We start from the raw sequence: 13557 nt of genomic DNA, 5'->3' as shown, positions 1-13557 counted from the left end.
CACGATGGCCACGATCAGCCAAATAAATCCTGAAATACTTCGGTTAACTTGCCAAACGATTTTACCGTGATCTTTACCTTTCGGGTATCCAGCGCTTTCTGGCTGAATTTTGAAACATAGATTTCCGTAAAGCCGAGTTTTTCTGCTTCGGATATGCGCTGCTCAATTCGGTTTACAGCACGCAACTCACCTCCCAGACCAACTTCCGCTGCAAAGCATACCTTTTCCGATACCGGCAATTCTTCCAGCGAAGAAATAACCGAAACACACACGGCAAGGTCAATGGCCGGGTCTTCCACACGAATGCCTCCTGCCATGTTCACAAACACATCGTGCTGGCCCATACGAAAGCCACAACGTTTTTCCAGCACAGCCAGTAACATGTTTAATCGCTTCTGATCAAAGCCTGTTGGGGTGCGCTGGGGCGTGCCGTATGATGCCGGACTTACAAGCGACTGTATTTCAATCAGCAGCGGCCTGTTGCCTTCAATGGTAGCTCCAATGGTAGCGCCACTCAATGGCCCATCCTTTTGTGAGATTAAGATTTCGGATGGATTGGACACTTCGCGTAAACCTGTGCCCAACATTTCATAAATGCCAATCTCTGATGTTGACCCAAAGCGGTTTTTGGTGGTGCGTAAAATGCGATAGGCGAGATGACGGTCGCCTTCAAACTGGAGCACGGTGTCAACCATATGCTCCAGCACCTTCGGCCCTGCCAGCATGCCATCCTTCGTGATGTGACCAACAAGAAAGACCGGTGTGTTTGCTTCTTTCGCAAACTTCATCAATTCACCGGCACTTTGGCGTACTTGACCAATACTGCCGGCTGTTGAGTCGAGCAGTTCTGAGTGGAGTGTTTGGATAGAGTCGATGATGACCATATCCGGCTGCAATTCGCGAATGGCCAGAAAAATATTTTGGGTATTGGTCTCGGTAAAAATGTAACACGACTCATTTAGGGATTGTGTTAATCGTTCAGCGCGCATTTTTAGTTGTTGCTCACTTTCTTCACCCGACACATAAAGCACTTTAATGCTTTTAAGTGACAGCGCTAACTGTAACATTAGGGTGGACTTTCCAATGCCGGGTTCACCCCCAATCAATACCAGCGATCCGGGTACAATCCCTCCACCCAATACGCGGTTCAACTCATGATCGGGCGTTGTCATACGAACTTCACCCCCTGATTCAACTTGCTCTAACGTGCGGGGTATATTCCTTTTCTTATGATCTGTTTCTTTCCTCCAGTCGTTCTTATTTGTGGTTTCCTTTTGCACAACCTCCTCAGCAAAGGTGTTCCACTGGTTGCACGATGGGCACTTACCCATCCATTTGGGCGATTCATGGCCACAGTTTTGGCAGAAGAAAAGGGATTTTGTTTTGGGCATTTACTTAACCGGGGCATTTACCTCTTTGGCCATCACATTAAAAACTACCTGGTCGGCCAGCCAGGGCCACCACTTATTCAGGAAAACGGCAACCTTTCCCTCCAGGGTAAGTATCAGTATTTTTTTTCGCCTAACGGTTGCCTTGTAGATGTGCCGGGCACATTGCTCGGGTGTCATTTCCTTGTTCTCCTCGCGGGGGGATTCCTTCTGCTCGCGTCCATCGGCCAACAACGCGCGCATGCGTATGTTTGTTGCCGTAAATCCCGGGCATGCGGTAAGCACATGCACACCCTTGTGGAGATACTCCGTTCGCAACACTTCCAAAAAACCGTTTAATGCAAATTTGGAGGCCGAATATCCAGTCCTTCCCGGTAAGCCCCTGTAGCCGGCAATGGAAGAGATGCCCACAATCGATCCTTTGTTCTTCACGATTTCGGGCAGGCAGTAACGGGTAGCATAAATCGCCCCATAAAAATTGATGTCCATCACCTTTTTAACTACATCAAGTTGAACATCTTCGAAAGATGCACGCATGGAAATACCTGCGTTGTTAATCAAGATATGAATCGTGCCATAGGTACGAATGGCTTCTTCGGCCATACGTTTATTATCCTCTTCTTTGCTTACATCAGCATTTATTCCGGTAACTTCAACCCCTGCTTGCTTTAGTTCAGCAACGGCTTCATCAAGGTCGTGCTTGTTCCTTCCGGTAATTACAAGTTTTGAGCCATGCCGGCCAAATTCGTGTGCCAGGGCTTTGCCAATTCCAGAAGTTCCGCCAGTAATAACAACAACCTTATCTTTCATATGATACCTTGAAAGGCAAGACCTGCTCATTTCAATTTGCACCAAAAATAGCAATACTTACTTAACTTGTTGCCCGGAAACAAACGAACATGATTTTATTGCGCATTCTATCCCGGCTTCCACTTGCAGTATTATACGTTCTTTCCGATATCATGTTTTTATTGGCTTACTACGTAATAGGTTACCGTAAAAAACTGGTTAACAAAAACCTTAAAAACTCCTTTCCTGAAAAGTCTTTAGCTGAACGAAAGAAAATCGCAAAATCTTTTTACCGAAACCTGTGCGACTATGCCGTTGAAACATTAAAACTGGTAACCATTTCGCCCACAGTATTACAGAAAAGAATGTATTACACAAATCCTGAAGTGGTTCTCAAGTACCGCGACCAGGGTCAATCCATGGTTTTGTTGTCGTCACACCAATTCAACTGGGAGTGGCTGCTGGCATCGGGCATGCTTTCCCTGAATATGCCCATTGATTTCGTTTACCAACCCATAAATAATTCGCTGGTTGATAGCTTTATGCAAACCTGTCGTACCCGTTTTGGTGGCAAGGCCATCAAACGTAACGATGTGGCCCGTGAATTGATCAAACGTAAAAGCATTCAGCGTGGCATAGCCATCGTTGCCGATCAATACCCTGGGTATGAAAGTGATAAAAAGTACTCAACTGTTTTCTTAAACCAACAAACCGTCTTCTTCTACGGAAGTCAGCAGATGGCAAACCTGACCCAATACCCGGTGTTGTATGGCTCGGTTAAGAGGCTTAGGCGTGGATATTATTCCTGTACGCTAGTGCCCATAGCAGAGCCACCCTATCACAAAGATTCCGAAACGGTAATTGAAAATTATGTGCGTACAGTCGAGCAAGTAATCCGCGAACATCCTGATGGTTGGCTATGGTCGCACAACCGTTGGAAGAAAAGGCACCTTCAGGAAAAAAACAATAATCCTATCAGGCCAGCATCAACTCAATATCTTCCCGGGTAAGTTGTTTCATGATGGTTTCTTCGGTTGTGATCAGCTCTTGCGTGAGTTTCAACTTTTTTTGTTGAAGCGTTAGTATTTTCTCCTCAACCGTATTGCGGGTAATGAATTTATAGGTAAATACTTTTTTCTTCTGCCCGATGCGGTGTGCACGGTCAACGGCTTGTGCTTCAACGGCCGGGTTCCACCACGGATCAAGTATAAAAACATAATCGGCTTCGGTGAGGTTTAAGCCCAATCCTCCTGCCTTAATTGAAATAAGAAATGCCTTTACCTTGGTGTCTTTATTGAAGCGCTCAACTTGTTCTTTGCGATCGATACTTGCGCCATCCAGGTAAGCGAAGTCGATTTTATGTGATTTTAAATACTGCCGCACCAATGACAAATGCTTGACAAATTGGCTAAATACCAACACTTTGTGCCCTTCGGCCATGGCATTTTCGAGCATGTGGGTTATGTCTTCCAGCTTGCCTGAATCGCCAGCGTAAGATGGCTCAATCATTTTTGGATGATTGGCCAATTGACGGAGCTTGGTCAATCCTTCCAAAATCATAAACCGGCTGTTGCCCATTCCCTCTTTGTCAATCAAATCCAATATGCGCCCACGGTAATATGCTTTTGTTTCTTCGTAACGTTTCTCCTGCTCGGTTGTCATTACCGAGTATTGTATATTCTCAACCTTCTCGGGCAATTCGGTAGCCACCTGGGATTTGTGCCTGCGCAGGACAAAAGGCTTTATAATGGAGTTTAACTTTTTGGATTTTGCCTCATCACCTTTCTTCTCGATGGGGACCTGGTACTCCTGCCGGAAATAACTTTGCGACCCCAACATGCCCGGGTTAATAAAACTAACCTGTGACCATAAATCCAGGGTGGTATTTTCCAACGGTGTACCGGTTAGTACCAACCGGTAACGCGATTTAAGTTCGCGTACTGCTTTAGCAATGTTTGACGATGGATTTTTGATCACCTGCGACTCATCCAGAATGATGTAGTTGAAATAAAAATTTTTCAACAGTTCAATATCCAATCGGGTTATGCCATATGAGGTCAGTACAATGTCGTACTTTTCAAATCGCTTAACATCTTTATTACGCAGGGTGCCGGTATAATTCAATACTTTCAGGTGCGGTGTAAACCGTGAGGCCTCCATCTCCCAATTATACACCAGTGATGTGGGCATGATGAGCAACGTAGTGCCATGACCGGCTTCTTTTTCAGCCTGCAGCATAGCCAGGGTTTGTACTGTTTTACCCAAACCCATGTCATCGGCCAGGCAACCCCCCAGTTTAAATTCATTTAAAAATCGTAACCAGTTATAACCGGCCTTTTGATAGGGCCTGAGCTCACCGATAAACCCGGCAGGAAGAGCGTAGTTTTTTATTCCACTGAATGAACCCAGTGACCGCAGCTTTTCACTGATGTGGACTTTGGCCAGGTTGCCATCCTCGAGTTCTTTTACCAGGTTAAGGTGGTGCTTGCGCAAAACCGGCTTTTCCTTATCGCCTTCTGTTTCACTTAACGCAAATAAATCAGCATAGCGGGTTAACCATGCCTCGGGAATGATGGCGATCTCTCCATTTGGAAGCTTAAACTCTACCTTCTTTTTTAAGATAAGTTTGCGCAATTCCTTAAAGGGAATTTCAAACTCACCGAATTTTATACGGGCGTGAATATCAAACCAATCGATGTTTTCTTTTACCTCAACCTCAATAATGGCTTTGCCTACAAAATATTTTTTGTCGTTGCTTTGTGGCTGGCTCACTTCAAAGCCCAGGTTAAGCAGGTTAACCCGGTTTTCGTTAAGCCACGAAAAAGCTTCCGATTTTGAAATGGCCACGTTAAAGTCCTTCATCTGAAGGCCCAGCTTTTGTAGCATGTGAAGAAAGTTTTTCTCTACATCTACTTTTCGCTGAACCCGGTGAAAAACATAATCCTTATCATGCTTTTCAATGGTAACGCTTACCGGCACACGGTTACGGCCCTGAAATTTATGTTTGCCATATTTGAAGGAAAGGTCAAATACGATCTTTCCAGACTCATCACTTTTATCTTCTTTTAAACCGGTATCGAAAAGTGTTGGGGTGGCCACACTTTGTGCCGATTGTAATTCCGATATGGTAAGAATAGGCTTAGGATCATATTCATTTTTATTGATCTCAAATCCTTTAGCTTCTATATCATCAAACGAAGCAATAAGCGGGGCAACAAACCGGTTGTAATAAGTTTCTTCCAGGTTTTTGGGGATTACTACAAATTTTTTGCTGAGAAACGGCAAAAGCTTTTTGCCATCAACAAATTTTTCGAAACCATAAAGCTTACCGTTTACCACCAGCCAGGCAGGGGTTTTACAAATCAGGAAAGCGGTGGGGTTGGGCAACTCAAGTTTTTTACCATTATAAAAAATGGTAGGGTAATAGTTGGTGTTCTCTTCGCCACGCATAAAGTGAAACTGAATGGAGGCTCTCTTTTCCATTACCTCAATTTTACGGTGCGTGGGTTCTCCATCATTGCCTGTTTCAAAAAGAAGTTTACCTCTTAGTATTTCCAGCACTTCTGCACGCTTGGTCTCCATGTGTATTTCTATCAGCTCTTGCAGTGCTTCATTACCCTTTTTCTTATCAAAAACTTTCGGGAAAAACTCTTCGGGCTTAACTGGCTTACCGGCAAATTTCTTGGCCACGGCATCTTGTTGCATGGCATCCATAAGTTTGATCAACTCAAAATCACGATCATCGAGCCCTTTGGAAAATTCGCGCGCGTTTTTGGATGAGATGTTCTGGTGCTGATAGGTCAGTTTCCCTTTATCGTCCAAATGCACGATATAGGACTCAAAAAGGAACCCCAGGTACTCGTGTTCAAACAACGAGTAGATGATTTGGAACGGCTGGGACGCAGAAACCTTCATGATTTGGCCGTTTTTAGCACATTTTCTAAAAACGGAACCTCTAAGCTAAGAATTTGGCGTTTCTGAAATCGTTGAATTTCAGCCTATTTCATACACGAACCTTACAGGTTATGAACCGAAACCGATCGGGCCGCAAGTATTGCCGGCCTCCAGGAGATGATGAATGTGAGCAAAGAAACCACGCCCAGTGTGCTTATAAAATCAATGGCCTTAACCTTAACCGGATAGCCCTCGGTAACGGAAGTTTCCATGCCCATGCTGATAATGCCGTAATTAAGTTGAAGCCAACAGAAAATGCCGCCCAGCACCAGGCCAAGTGCAGCACCGCCAAAAGCAATAAGGCCACCTTCTACTATAAAAATCCTTCGGATGAGATTTTCGTTGGCTCCCATGGCAGCCAAAACTGAGATGTCCTTCTTTTTGTCCAGGGCCAACATCATTAAACTAAAAAAAATATTGATAGAACTTATGCCGAGTAATACTGACAGCGCTAAGAAGGTGAATAACTTTTCCATTTTCAGCAGACGGTATAAATCCTTATGTTGCTCTTCGTGGTTAAGCACTAAAAAGTATTCCCCTAAAGCATTTTTCAACCGGCTTTGAACCTTAAAAAGGTCCGAGCCAGGTTTGGTCTTCACTTCCAATGAGGTTCGCTTATTTTCATAGCGGAGCAATTCCTCTGCAAAAGACAGTGGCACGATAACATAGTTCTCGTCAAAGTTCTGAACAATGGAAAATGCTGCGCCAACCAAGATATTTTTCCTCGAATACAAACGGGAAGGATCAAGAGTCCCTGACTTTACATTATTGATATAGTATACCTGTAGCGGGTACATATCATCGCCCACCGCAACGGAAAGCGTATATTGAACGCCCCGCCCAATAATGGCGTACTGGGCATCACCGCGGCTAAGCCGTAGTTCACCGGCTACTATTTTGTCGTCCATCCGGTGCTGTTCTACAAAATTTTCGCTCACTCCTTTTAAGGTAATTACCTGGTTGGCATCGCGGTAACGCACGTAAGCATAATCTTCAATTACTTCAGTCACCAGCGAAACCCCTTCAACGGCCCTAATTCTGGTTAACAGTGAGTCGTTGACCGGGAATGATTTTCCCTCGGCAGCTTCAATTTTTATTTCCGGATCAAAGGAGTTGTTGAGCGAGCGTAGTAAATCACCAAGCCCGTTAAATACCGAAAGCACTATGATAATAGCAGCTGCACTAAAGGCTACTCCTATCAGCGACAAAACAGATATGATGTTGATGAAATTCTTTTTCCGGCTGGAAAGCAGGTACCTGCGCGCTATAAAAAATTCAAGCTTCAAGTTTTGGCCGGTGGGATATTTAGGTTTTTGATTATCTCGTCAATCCGTTGGGCTTTTTCTTCCACTTCATCAATGTAAAAAACCAACTCCGGAATTATCCTCGCCTGGTTACGTATGCGATCGCCCAAAGCCTTTCGGATTTCACTCTTTCTGGCATTAATTTTTTCGAGCAGCGCAGGCTTATTGTTGGCCAACATCATGCTCAGGTATATTTTAGCAACACCCAAATCGGGACTTACCCGAACATCGGCCACCGTAATAAAGGCATTTTCAAGTATACCGCGTTTATCGCGCTGAAGGATGTCGCTTATTTCCTTATGAATAAGTCGGGCAAATTTCTGTTGACGTGTCGTTCCGGCCATACGACAAATATCCTTTCTCCTGTCACGAAAACAAAGAAGTAACCGCGATTCATTTCAAAGCTTGAAATTCCTGTCTATTTTTCCGCAAAACAATCCGACTTTGCTTCGATACTTCCGCATAAACGACCCATACCGACTGATTGGATTGCTCGGCTTATTGGTTGCGTTGTGCTTACCGCTTTTAATGGATACTCCCCAAACTACCCTGCCTGAATTGAAAAGTTTTTTGGTGGGCGAAAAAGTAAGCGATGGATTTGGCCTCTACCACGAGTTAATTGACAGCACCCCGCCTTTCGCAGCGTGGTTTTATGGTGCATGCGATTTTCTTTTTGGCAGGAGCCTGACGGCAAGACATATAGCAGCCCTTCTGATTTTATTTTTCCAAAGCGCTTTTTTGGGGATCGTATTTATTGACAAAAAGGTTTTTGCGGAAAACACGTATATACCCACTTTGATTTTCTCAATCCTGACGCTCATTTCGTTCGATTTCTTGTCGCTTACCGCGGATCTGCTGGCGTTTGGATTTCTGTTACTGGCCTTAAATGCACTATTAACTGAAATTGAGTTCCGTGTTCAACGAGACGAGACCATTTTTAACCTGGGGCTTTTTATAAGTTTCGCCTCATTGTGCAATTTTTCTTACATCATTTTTTTGCCCGGCATTATTTTAATCCTGCTGCTCTTCACGCGCAACACCCTGCGCAAACACTTATTACTGCTTACCGGTTTCCTGCTTCCTCACCTCATTCTTTGTTCCGTATACTACATTAACGGAAACCTGGGTGATTTATGGAATAGGTTTTATTGGTTTGGTCTATCTTTTCCCAACGAAAAATTAGTATCCCTAAAAAGTTTATTAATACTGACCAGCGTGCCCCTGGTTTATTTATTTATTTCTGTATTTATTCTCGGCCGCGATGCGCGGTTAACCAAGTACCAGTCGCAGTTATTACAAACCATGTTTTTATGGCTCCTTATCGGGTTGTTGCAGATTTATTTTACACCCGATTTGCGACCGCAAAACCTATTGCCGCTTTTACCGGCTGTCAGTTTTTTCCTGACCCATTTTCTTTTGCTCATACGAAGGCGAAAGTTTGCCGAGCTAAGCATTTGGATGCTATTAATAGGAGTGGTTTGCGGCCAATACCTGACCCGCTACAACAAACTAACCTCTGTTGATTACGCCAGCTTGTTCGTCAATGCATCATCATTTACAATTACCGATAAAAATGTTTTACTGCTGGCCGATCAGCCGGGCATTTTTCTAAACAACAAATTATCACCTCCTTTCATCAACTGGCCATTGACAAAAGAAATCATGGATGGCCCGCAGTATTATGAAAATCTATTGTTGGTAAGCCGTTTGTTCGAAAAGGACTTGCCGGAGGTTATTGTTGACCCGGAAAACAAAATGGAAAAGTTTTTCGAAAGGCTGCCTGTTTTAAAAATCCGGTACAGCAAATCTCTGCAAGGTTACTGGCAATTAATACCGGCTCAACCTAACAACTGATTTTCTCCACCCTTCTGGCGTGGCGCCCACCTTCAAAAGGAGTGCTCAAAAATGTGGCTAATATTTTTTCAGCCAACGCTTCGCTAACAAAACGGGCGGGTATACAGACTACATTGGCGTTATTATGTTGGCGAACTACAGCAGCAACTTCTTCTGTCCAGCAGATGGCCGCACGAATACCTTGATGTTTATTGGCTGTTATGGCTACGCCATTGGCACTGCCGCAAAGCAACAGGCCATAAGCTGCTTCTTGCTTTTCCACGGCCAATGCCACTGGGTGGGCGAAATCCGGATAGTCTACCGACTCGGCACTGTGTGTGCCAAAGTCCTTAACGGTGTATCCATTATTCTCCAACCACTTTTTTAATTTCTCCTTATACTCAAACCCTGCGTGGTCGCTGCCGATAGCTATCGTACTCATGGTGCTTTATAAGATTGTTCTTCTTCCCTGTCGCGCTTAGCCTGACGTTTAACAACGATGGCCGATATTAAGATACTGAATTCATAGAGCAAGTACAAGGGTATGCCAATGAGCGTTTGACTAAACGGATCGGGCGGGGTAATGATAGCGGCTACGATTAATATAATCACGATGGCATGCCTGCGGTATTGCCGCATGAAAGCCGGGGTGAGCATACCTATTTTAGTAAGAAAATATACTACGACCGGAAGTTGAAACAACAATCCGCTGCCAAACACAAGGGTGATAATGGTGGAAACATACGAGGTAATGTCAAACTCGTTTACGATTACATCGCTGAGCGAATAGGTTGAAAGAAAATACACGGCTAACGGGCTCATGATGAAGTAACCGAAAGACACCCCGGTGAAAAACAAAAATGATATGGATAATACAGCCCCGCGTGAAAACTTCCGCTCTTTTGTTACCAATCCCGGTTTAATGAATCGCCACAATTCCCAAACGATGTACGGAAAAGAAGTTGTTACCCCAATAAACAATGACGATGCAATGTGCATGGTAAACTGACCGGTCATCTGCCGGCTTTGTATTTTAAAAGGGATTTCATCCACGCAAAGTGTTTCTGTATAGCCTACTAATTTCCCAAGCGAGCACATCCAGTCAAAGAAAATAAAATCAGGTTGTGCTACTGCAAATACAACATGATCAAAAATCCATTTGCCATAGATAAAGGCCACAATAGTGCACACCACCACAACCAGCAGGGACCGGATGATGTGCCAGCGCAACTCCTCGAGGTGATCAAGGAAGGTCATTTCTTTTTCTTCAGCCATTCAAAACCGCTCCCTTCATTAAATCAGTACAATGGAAACTTCTTCATAAAAGTATTCACCTTCTTCTTCACCGCTTTTAAATTATCGGCATTACCGGGGGCGCCCAAAGCTTCATCGATAAGGTCAACAACCTTCACAACATCTTTTTCTTTTAGCCCACGTGTTGTAATGGCCGGTGTTCCAATGCGCATGCCTGAAGTGACCATGGGCGACTGTGTATCAAATGGCACCATATTTTTGTTGATGGTGATATCCGCTTTGATTAATGTTTCTTCAGCAATTTTACCGGTAAGGTTTTTCGAACGCAGGTCAATCAACATTAAATGATTGTCGGTTCCGCCAGAAATGATGCTATACCCCTTAGCAATAAACGCTGCGGCCATAGCCTTTGCATTTTTTACCACCTGCACTACATATTTCAGGTAATCATCCGAAAGCGCTTCTTCAAAGGCGATGGCTTTTGCAGCAATCACATGTTCCAGAGGCCCCCCCTGTGTTCCTGGAAACACACCGGAATCTAAAATGGAAGTGATTTTTCTGAACTCGCCTTTCGGGGTTTTTAATCCCCACGGATTGTCAAAATTTTTGCCCACCATAATCAATCCGCCTCGAGGGCCCCGCAGGGTTTTGTGCGTGGTGGTAGTTACGATATGGCAATACTCCATAGGGTCGTTCAATAATCCGCGTGCAATTAACCCTGCCGGGTGGGCAATGTCTGCCAGCAGTAAAGCACCTACGGCATCAGCCGCTTCCCGAAGCTTTTTGTAATCCCAATCGCGACTGTAAGCTGAGGCACCACAAATAATCATCTTTGGCTTCTCACGCTTAGCCGTTTCTATTACTTTATCAAAATCGATTTTTCCCGTAGCTTCTTCAACACCATAAAACGATGGCTGATACAGTTTTCCTGAAAAATTAACAGGTGAGCCGTGCGTAAGATGACCACCATGTGCCAGGTCAAACCCAAGTATCTTGTCGCCTGGTTTTAGGCATGCCAACATTACAGCGGCATTTGCTTGTGCGCCAGAATGTGGCTGTACGTTTGCCCAATCGGCATTGAAAAGTTGCCGCACACGATCAATGGCAAGCTGCTCAATTTCATCCACCACTTCACAACCACCATAATAGCGCTTGCCGGGTAAGCCTTCAGCATACTTATTGGTAAGCACAGTGCCCATGGCTTTCATTACCTGGGCGGAGGCAAAGTTTTCAGAGGCGATCAATTCAATGCCACTTTGCTGGCGTTTCTTTTCTTTTTCAATCAGGTCAAAGATGACTTTATCTCTTTTCATTCGGGGAAGGTATTATAAAATAGAAAGGCCAAAAATAAGGCAATTCAATATTCAAGAATCAAAATCCCAAATTATTAAATGAGCGGAAAGAAAAACGCAGAGCCGTATGCTTACAGGATTGAACTAAAAGATAGCTTCAAATATTTACCAACTGCCACTGCTTCCGCCACCGCCAAAACTACCGCCACCACCAGAAAAGCCTCCTCCGGATGAAGATGACCAGCCTCCCCCTCCGGATGACCAGCCACTGCCTGAGGACCAGTCTCCTGCGGAGCCGCCACCTGAACTTTCCAGCTTGCTCCAGCCCATCTTATTAAAAATCACTTTAAGGATAGGAAAGCCAAACAAATGGCCAAAGAGTACGAGTTTGCCCGTTTCCCAACCATATAAAGCCAGTGGAAAAGCAGCATAGAATGGAATGAGAAACACATATAAAAACCACCCTGCGCCTCCTTTAATCGAAAGTCCCAAAAAGGTAAAAATGCCAAGTATGCCAAACACAAAAAGCCCTACGAACCAGGGGATATCTTCAAAAGATTCTTCATCATAGCCCTCTGCCGAATATTCACCACCAATGGCATCCACAATTGCAGAAATGCCGGCCATAACACCACCGTCAAAATCGCCACGCCTGAATGCCGGTGCAATTTGATTACGGATGATTTGATTACAGGTGATATCCGGTAGCGAGCCTTCCAATCCGTAGCCCACCTCAATGCGCATCTTCCGGTCGTTCACGGCAATCAACAACAACACACCGTTATCCCGGTTCTTTTTTCCCAACTGCCATTTCTCAACAACCTTTAATGAATACTGCTCAAGCACCTCCCCATCCAACGATGGAATGATGAGTATGGCTATTTGGTTGGTGGTTGAATCTTCAAACTGCTTGAGGCGAGTTTCCAGTTGTTGAATGGTGTTGGTGGATAAAATTTTTGCGTCATCGTGCACCCGCATGCCCCACAGTTCAGGAACGGCACGTTGACCTGCAGCTAAACATGAAATCAGGAACAGAAAAAATAACAGAAGTCGGGAAATCATACCGGATTCAAAGTGTATCAATCTAATCTAACATCGTCACGGAGTTCGTTCACATCATCCGCTGTCTTCTTAAAGCCCTTCTCCAATAAAATTTCACCACAGCGTTTAATGGTTGTTTCAAGGCCTTCCACTGTTTTTCCCTTCCGTATGTAAGCCGTTAAATCCTGTACAAGTTTGTCCCAAATTTTTTGTTCCACCACTTTGCTTATTCCCTGATCGCCCATAATGATCACCTCATGTTCAAAAAATGAAATGAAAATCATTATGCCTGTACGGTGCCGGGTATTGAAAACTTCCTGCTCTAAAAACGCATTCTCTGCACGCTGGCGCGTAGCGTGATCCATGTGACGCTGGGTTACCAGCATTCTTCGCAAATCATCTGAAAAGTTTGGCGCTACCCCGCCAACAACACCCGCCAATAAAACCAAAAGAAAAATAAGCAAGGGATCATAAACCGCTAGTGATGGAACAAACCTGTCGAAGATGACAATGAAAGCAAACACCAAAAATGAAACCCATAAACTTCCCTTGTAGTTGGCAATGGTATAATAACCACTTTTCGAAACCATAACCGGAACAATCTCCCCTGAAATATTGGCTTCGGCCTGTCGCACTGCTGCTTTTATACGCTCAAGCTCTGCATCAGTAAAGGTCTTCCGTAGGCTCATGGGTAGCGGTTGT

The 13557-nt window shown here is 44.4% G+C and carries 12 protein-coding genes; 2 read left to right on the top strand and 10 right to left on the bottom strand.

Annotated features, from left to right (window positions below; genetic code table 11):
- Positions 1 to 14 precede the first annotated feature (14 nt).
- Both radA and KIT51_01395 read right to left on the bottom strand, forming a co-directional pair.
- Positions 15 to 1391 carry a DNA repair protein RadA gene (gene radA / locus KIT51_01400; protein UYN86965.1) on the bottom strand — a complete coding sequence of 459 codons (1377 nt, stop codon included), beginning with the start codon at positions 1389 to 1391 and terminating at the stop codon, positions 15 to 17.
- Positions 1392 to 2198: an SDR family oxidoreductase gene (locus tag KIT51_01395; protein UYN86964.1), complete on the bottom strand. Its 807-nt coding sequence runs from the start codon at positions 2196 to 2198 to the stop codon at positions 1392 to 1394.
- Between the two features lie 89 nt (positions 2199 to 2287).
- Between KIT51_01395 and KIT51_01390 the strand changes: the two genes are divergently transcribed.
- Entirely contained in the window at positions 2288 to 3187 is a 900-nt protein-coding gene (locus tag KIT51_01390) for a lysophospholipid acyltransferase family protein (GenBank protein UYN86963.1), read from the top strand.
- On the opposite strand, the gene KIT51_01385 is transcribed toward KIT51_01390, so the two are convergent.
- The 3 genes from KIT51_01385 to rbfA all read right to left on the bottom strand — a co-directional run bounded on the left by KIT51_01385 (position 3153) and on the right by rbfA (position 7779).
- Positions 3153 to 6092 (bottom strand): DEAD/DEAH box helicase, encoded by a 2940-nt coding sequence (locus tag KIT51_01385; GenBank protein UYN86962.1) that lies wholly within the window; start codon positions 6090 to 6092, stop codon positions 3153 to 3155. The genes KIT51_01390 and KIT51_01385 overlap by 35 nt on opposite strands.
- 101 nt (positions 6093 to 6193) lie before the next feature.
- Positions 6194 to 7333: an ABC transporter permease gene (locus tag KIT51_01380; protein UYN88461.1), complete on the bottom strand. Its 1140-nt coding sequence runs from the start codon at positions 7331 to 7333 to the stop codon at positions 6194 to 6196.
- A gap of 80 nt (positions 7334 to 7413) precedes the next feature.
- A complete protein-coding gene (gene rbfA / locus KIT51_01375) occupies positions 7414 to 7779 on the bottom strand; it encodes a 30S ribosome-binding factor RbfA (GenBank protein UYN86961.1) in 366 nt (121 codons plus the stop codon).
- 100 nt (positions 7780 to 7879) lie between these two features.
- Between rbfA and KIT51_01370 the strand changes: the two genes are divergently transcribed.
- Entirely contained in the window at positions 7880 to 9289 is a 1410-nt protein-coding gene (locus tag KIT51_01370) for a hypothetical protein (protein UYN86960.1), read from the top strand.
- Here the strand turns inward: KIT51_01370 and rpiB are convergent.
- The 5 genes from rpiB to KIT51_01345 form a co-directional block, all read right to left on the bottom strand.
- Positions 9279 to 9710, bottom strand: coding sequence for a ribose 5-phosphate isomerase B (gene rpiB / locus KIT51_01365; protein ID UYN86959.1), 432 nt, complete (start codon positions 9708 to 9710; stop codon positions 9279 to 9281). The two genes, KIT51_01370 and rpiB, sit on opposite strands and share 11 nt — an antisense overlap.
- Positions 9707 to 10543 (bottom strand): twin-arginine translocase subunit TatC, encoded by an 837-nt coding sequence (tatC, locus tag KIT51_01360; GenBank protein ID UYN86958.1) that lies wholly within the window; start codon positions 10541 to 10543, stop codon positions 9707 to 9709. Before tatC ends, rpiB begins: the two co-directional genes overlap by 4 nt.
- Positions 10544 to 10566: 23 nt before the next feature.
- Positions 10567 to 11835 (bottom strand): serine hydroxymethyltransferase, encoded by a 1269-nt coding sequence (locus KIT51_01355; protein UYN86957.1) that lies wholly within the window; start codon positions 11833 to 11835, stop codon positions 10567 to 10569.
- Between the two features lie 144 nt (positions 11836 to 11979).
- Positions 11980 to 12876 (bottom strand): TPM domain-containing protein, encoded by an 897-nt coding sequence (locus KIT51_01350; protein ID UYN86956.1) that lies wholly within the window; start codon positions 12874 to 12876, stop codon positions 11980 to 11982.
- Positions 12877 to 12893: 17 nt separating this feature from the next.
- Positions 12894 to 13544 (bottom strand): TPM domain-containing protein, encoded by a 651-nt coding sequence (locus KIT51_01345; protein UYN86955.1) that lies wholly within the window; start codon positions 13542 to 13544, stop codon positions 12894 to 12896.
- Positions 13545 to 13557: the final 13 nt, after the last annotated feature.

The organism is Cyclobacteriaceae bacterium (assembly GCA_025808415.1).
Classification (GTDB): Bacteria; Bacteroidota; Bacteroidia; order Cytophagales; family Cyclobacteriaceae; genus UBA2336.
This window is presented reverse-complemented; position numbering and strand designations above follow the sequence as displayed.

Coding starts and splice junctions, on each gene's coding strand:
- radA (UYN86965.1), bottom strand. CDS start 1,391: ATGCCCAAAACAAAATCCCTTTTCTTCTGCCAAAACTGTGGCCATGAA.
- rpiB (UYN86959.1), bottom strand. CDS start 9,710: ATGAGTACGATAGCTATCGGCAGCGACCACGCAGGGTTTGAGTATAAG.
- KIT51_01345 (UYN86955.1), bottom strand. CDS start 13,544: ATGAGCCTACGGAAGACCTTTACTGATGCAGAGCTTGAGCGTATAAAA.
- KIT51_01350 (UYN86956.1), bottom strand. CDS start 12,876: ATGATTTCCCGACTTCTGTTATTTTTTCTGTTCCTGATTTCATGTTTA.
- tatC (UYN86958.1), bottom strand. CDS start 10,543: ATGGCTGAAGAAAAAGAAATGACCTTCCTTGATCACCTCGAGGAGTTG.
- KIT51_01385 (UYN86962.1), bottom strand. CDS start 6,092: ATGAAGGTTTCTGCGTCCCAGCCGTTCCAAATCATCTACTCGTTGTTT.
- KIT51_01390 (UYN86963.1), top strand. CDS start 2,288: ATGATTTTATTGCGCATTCTATCCCGGCTTCCACTTGCAGTATTATAC.
- rbfA (UYN86961.1), bottom strand. CDS start 7,779: ATGGCCGGAACGACACGTCAACAGAAATTTGCCCGACTTATTCATAAG.
- KIT51_01355 (UYN86957.1), bottom strand. CDS start 11,835: ATGAAAAGAGATAAAGTCATCTTTGACCTGATTGAAAAAGAAAAGAAA.
- KIT51_01395 (UYN86964.1), bottom strand. CDS start 2,198: ATGAAAGATAAGGTTGTTGTTATTACTGGCGGAACTTCTGGAATTGGC.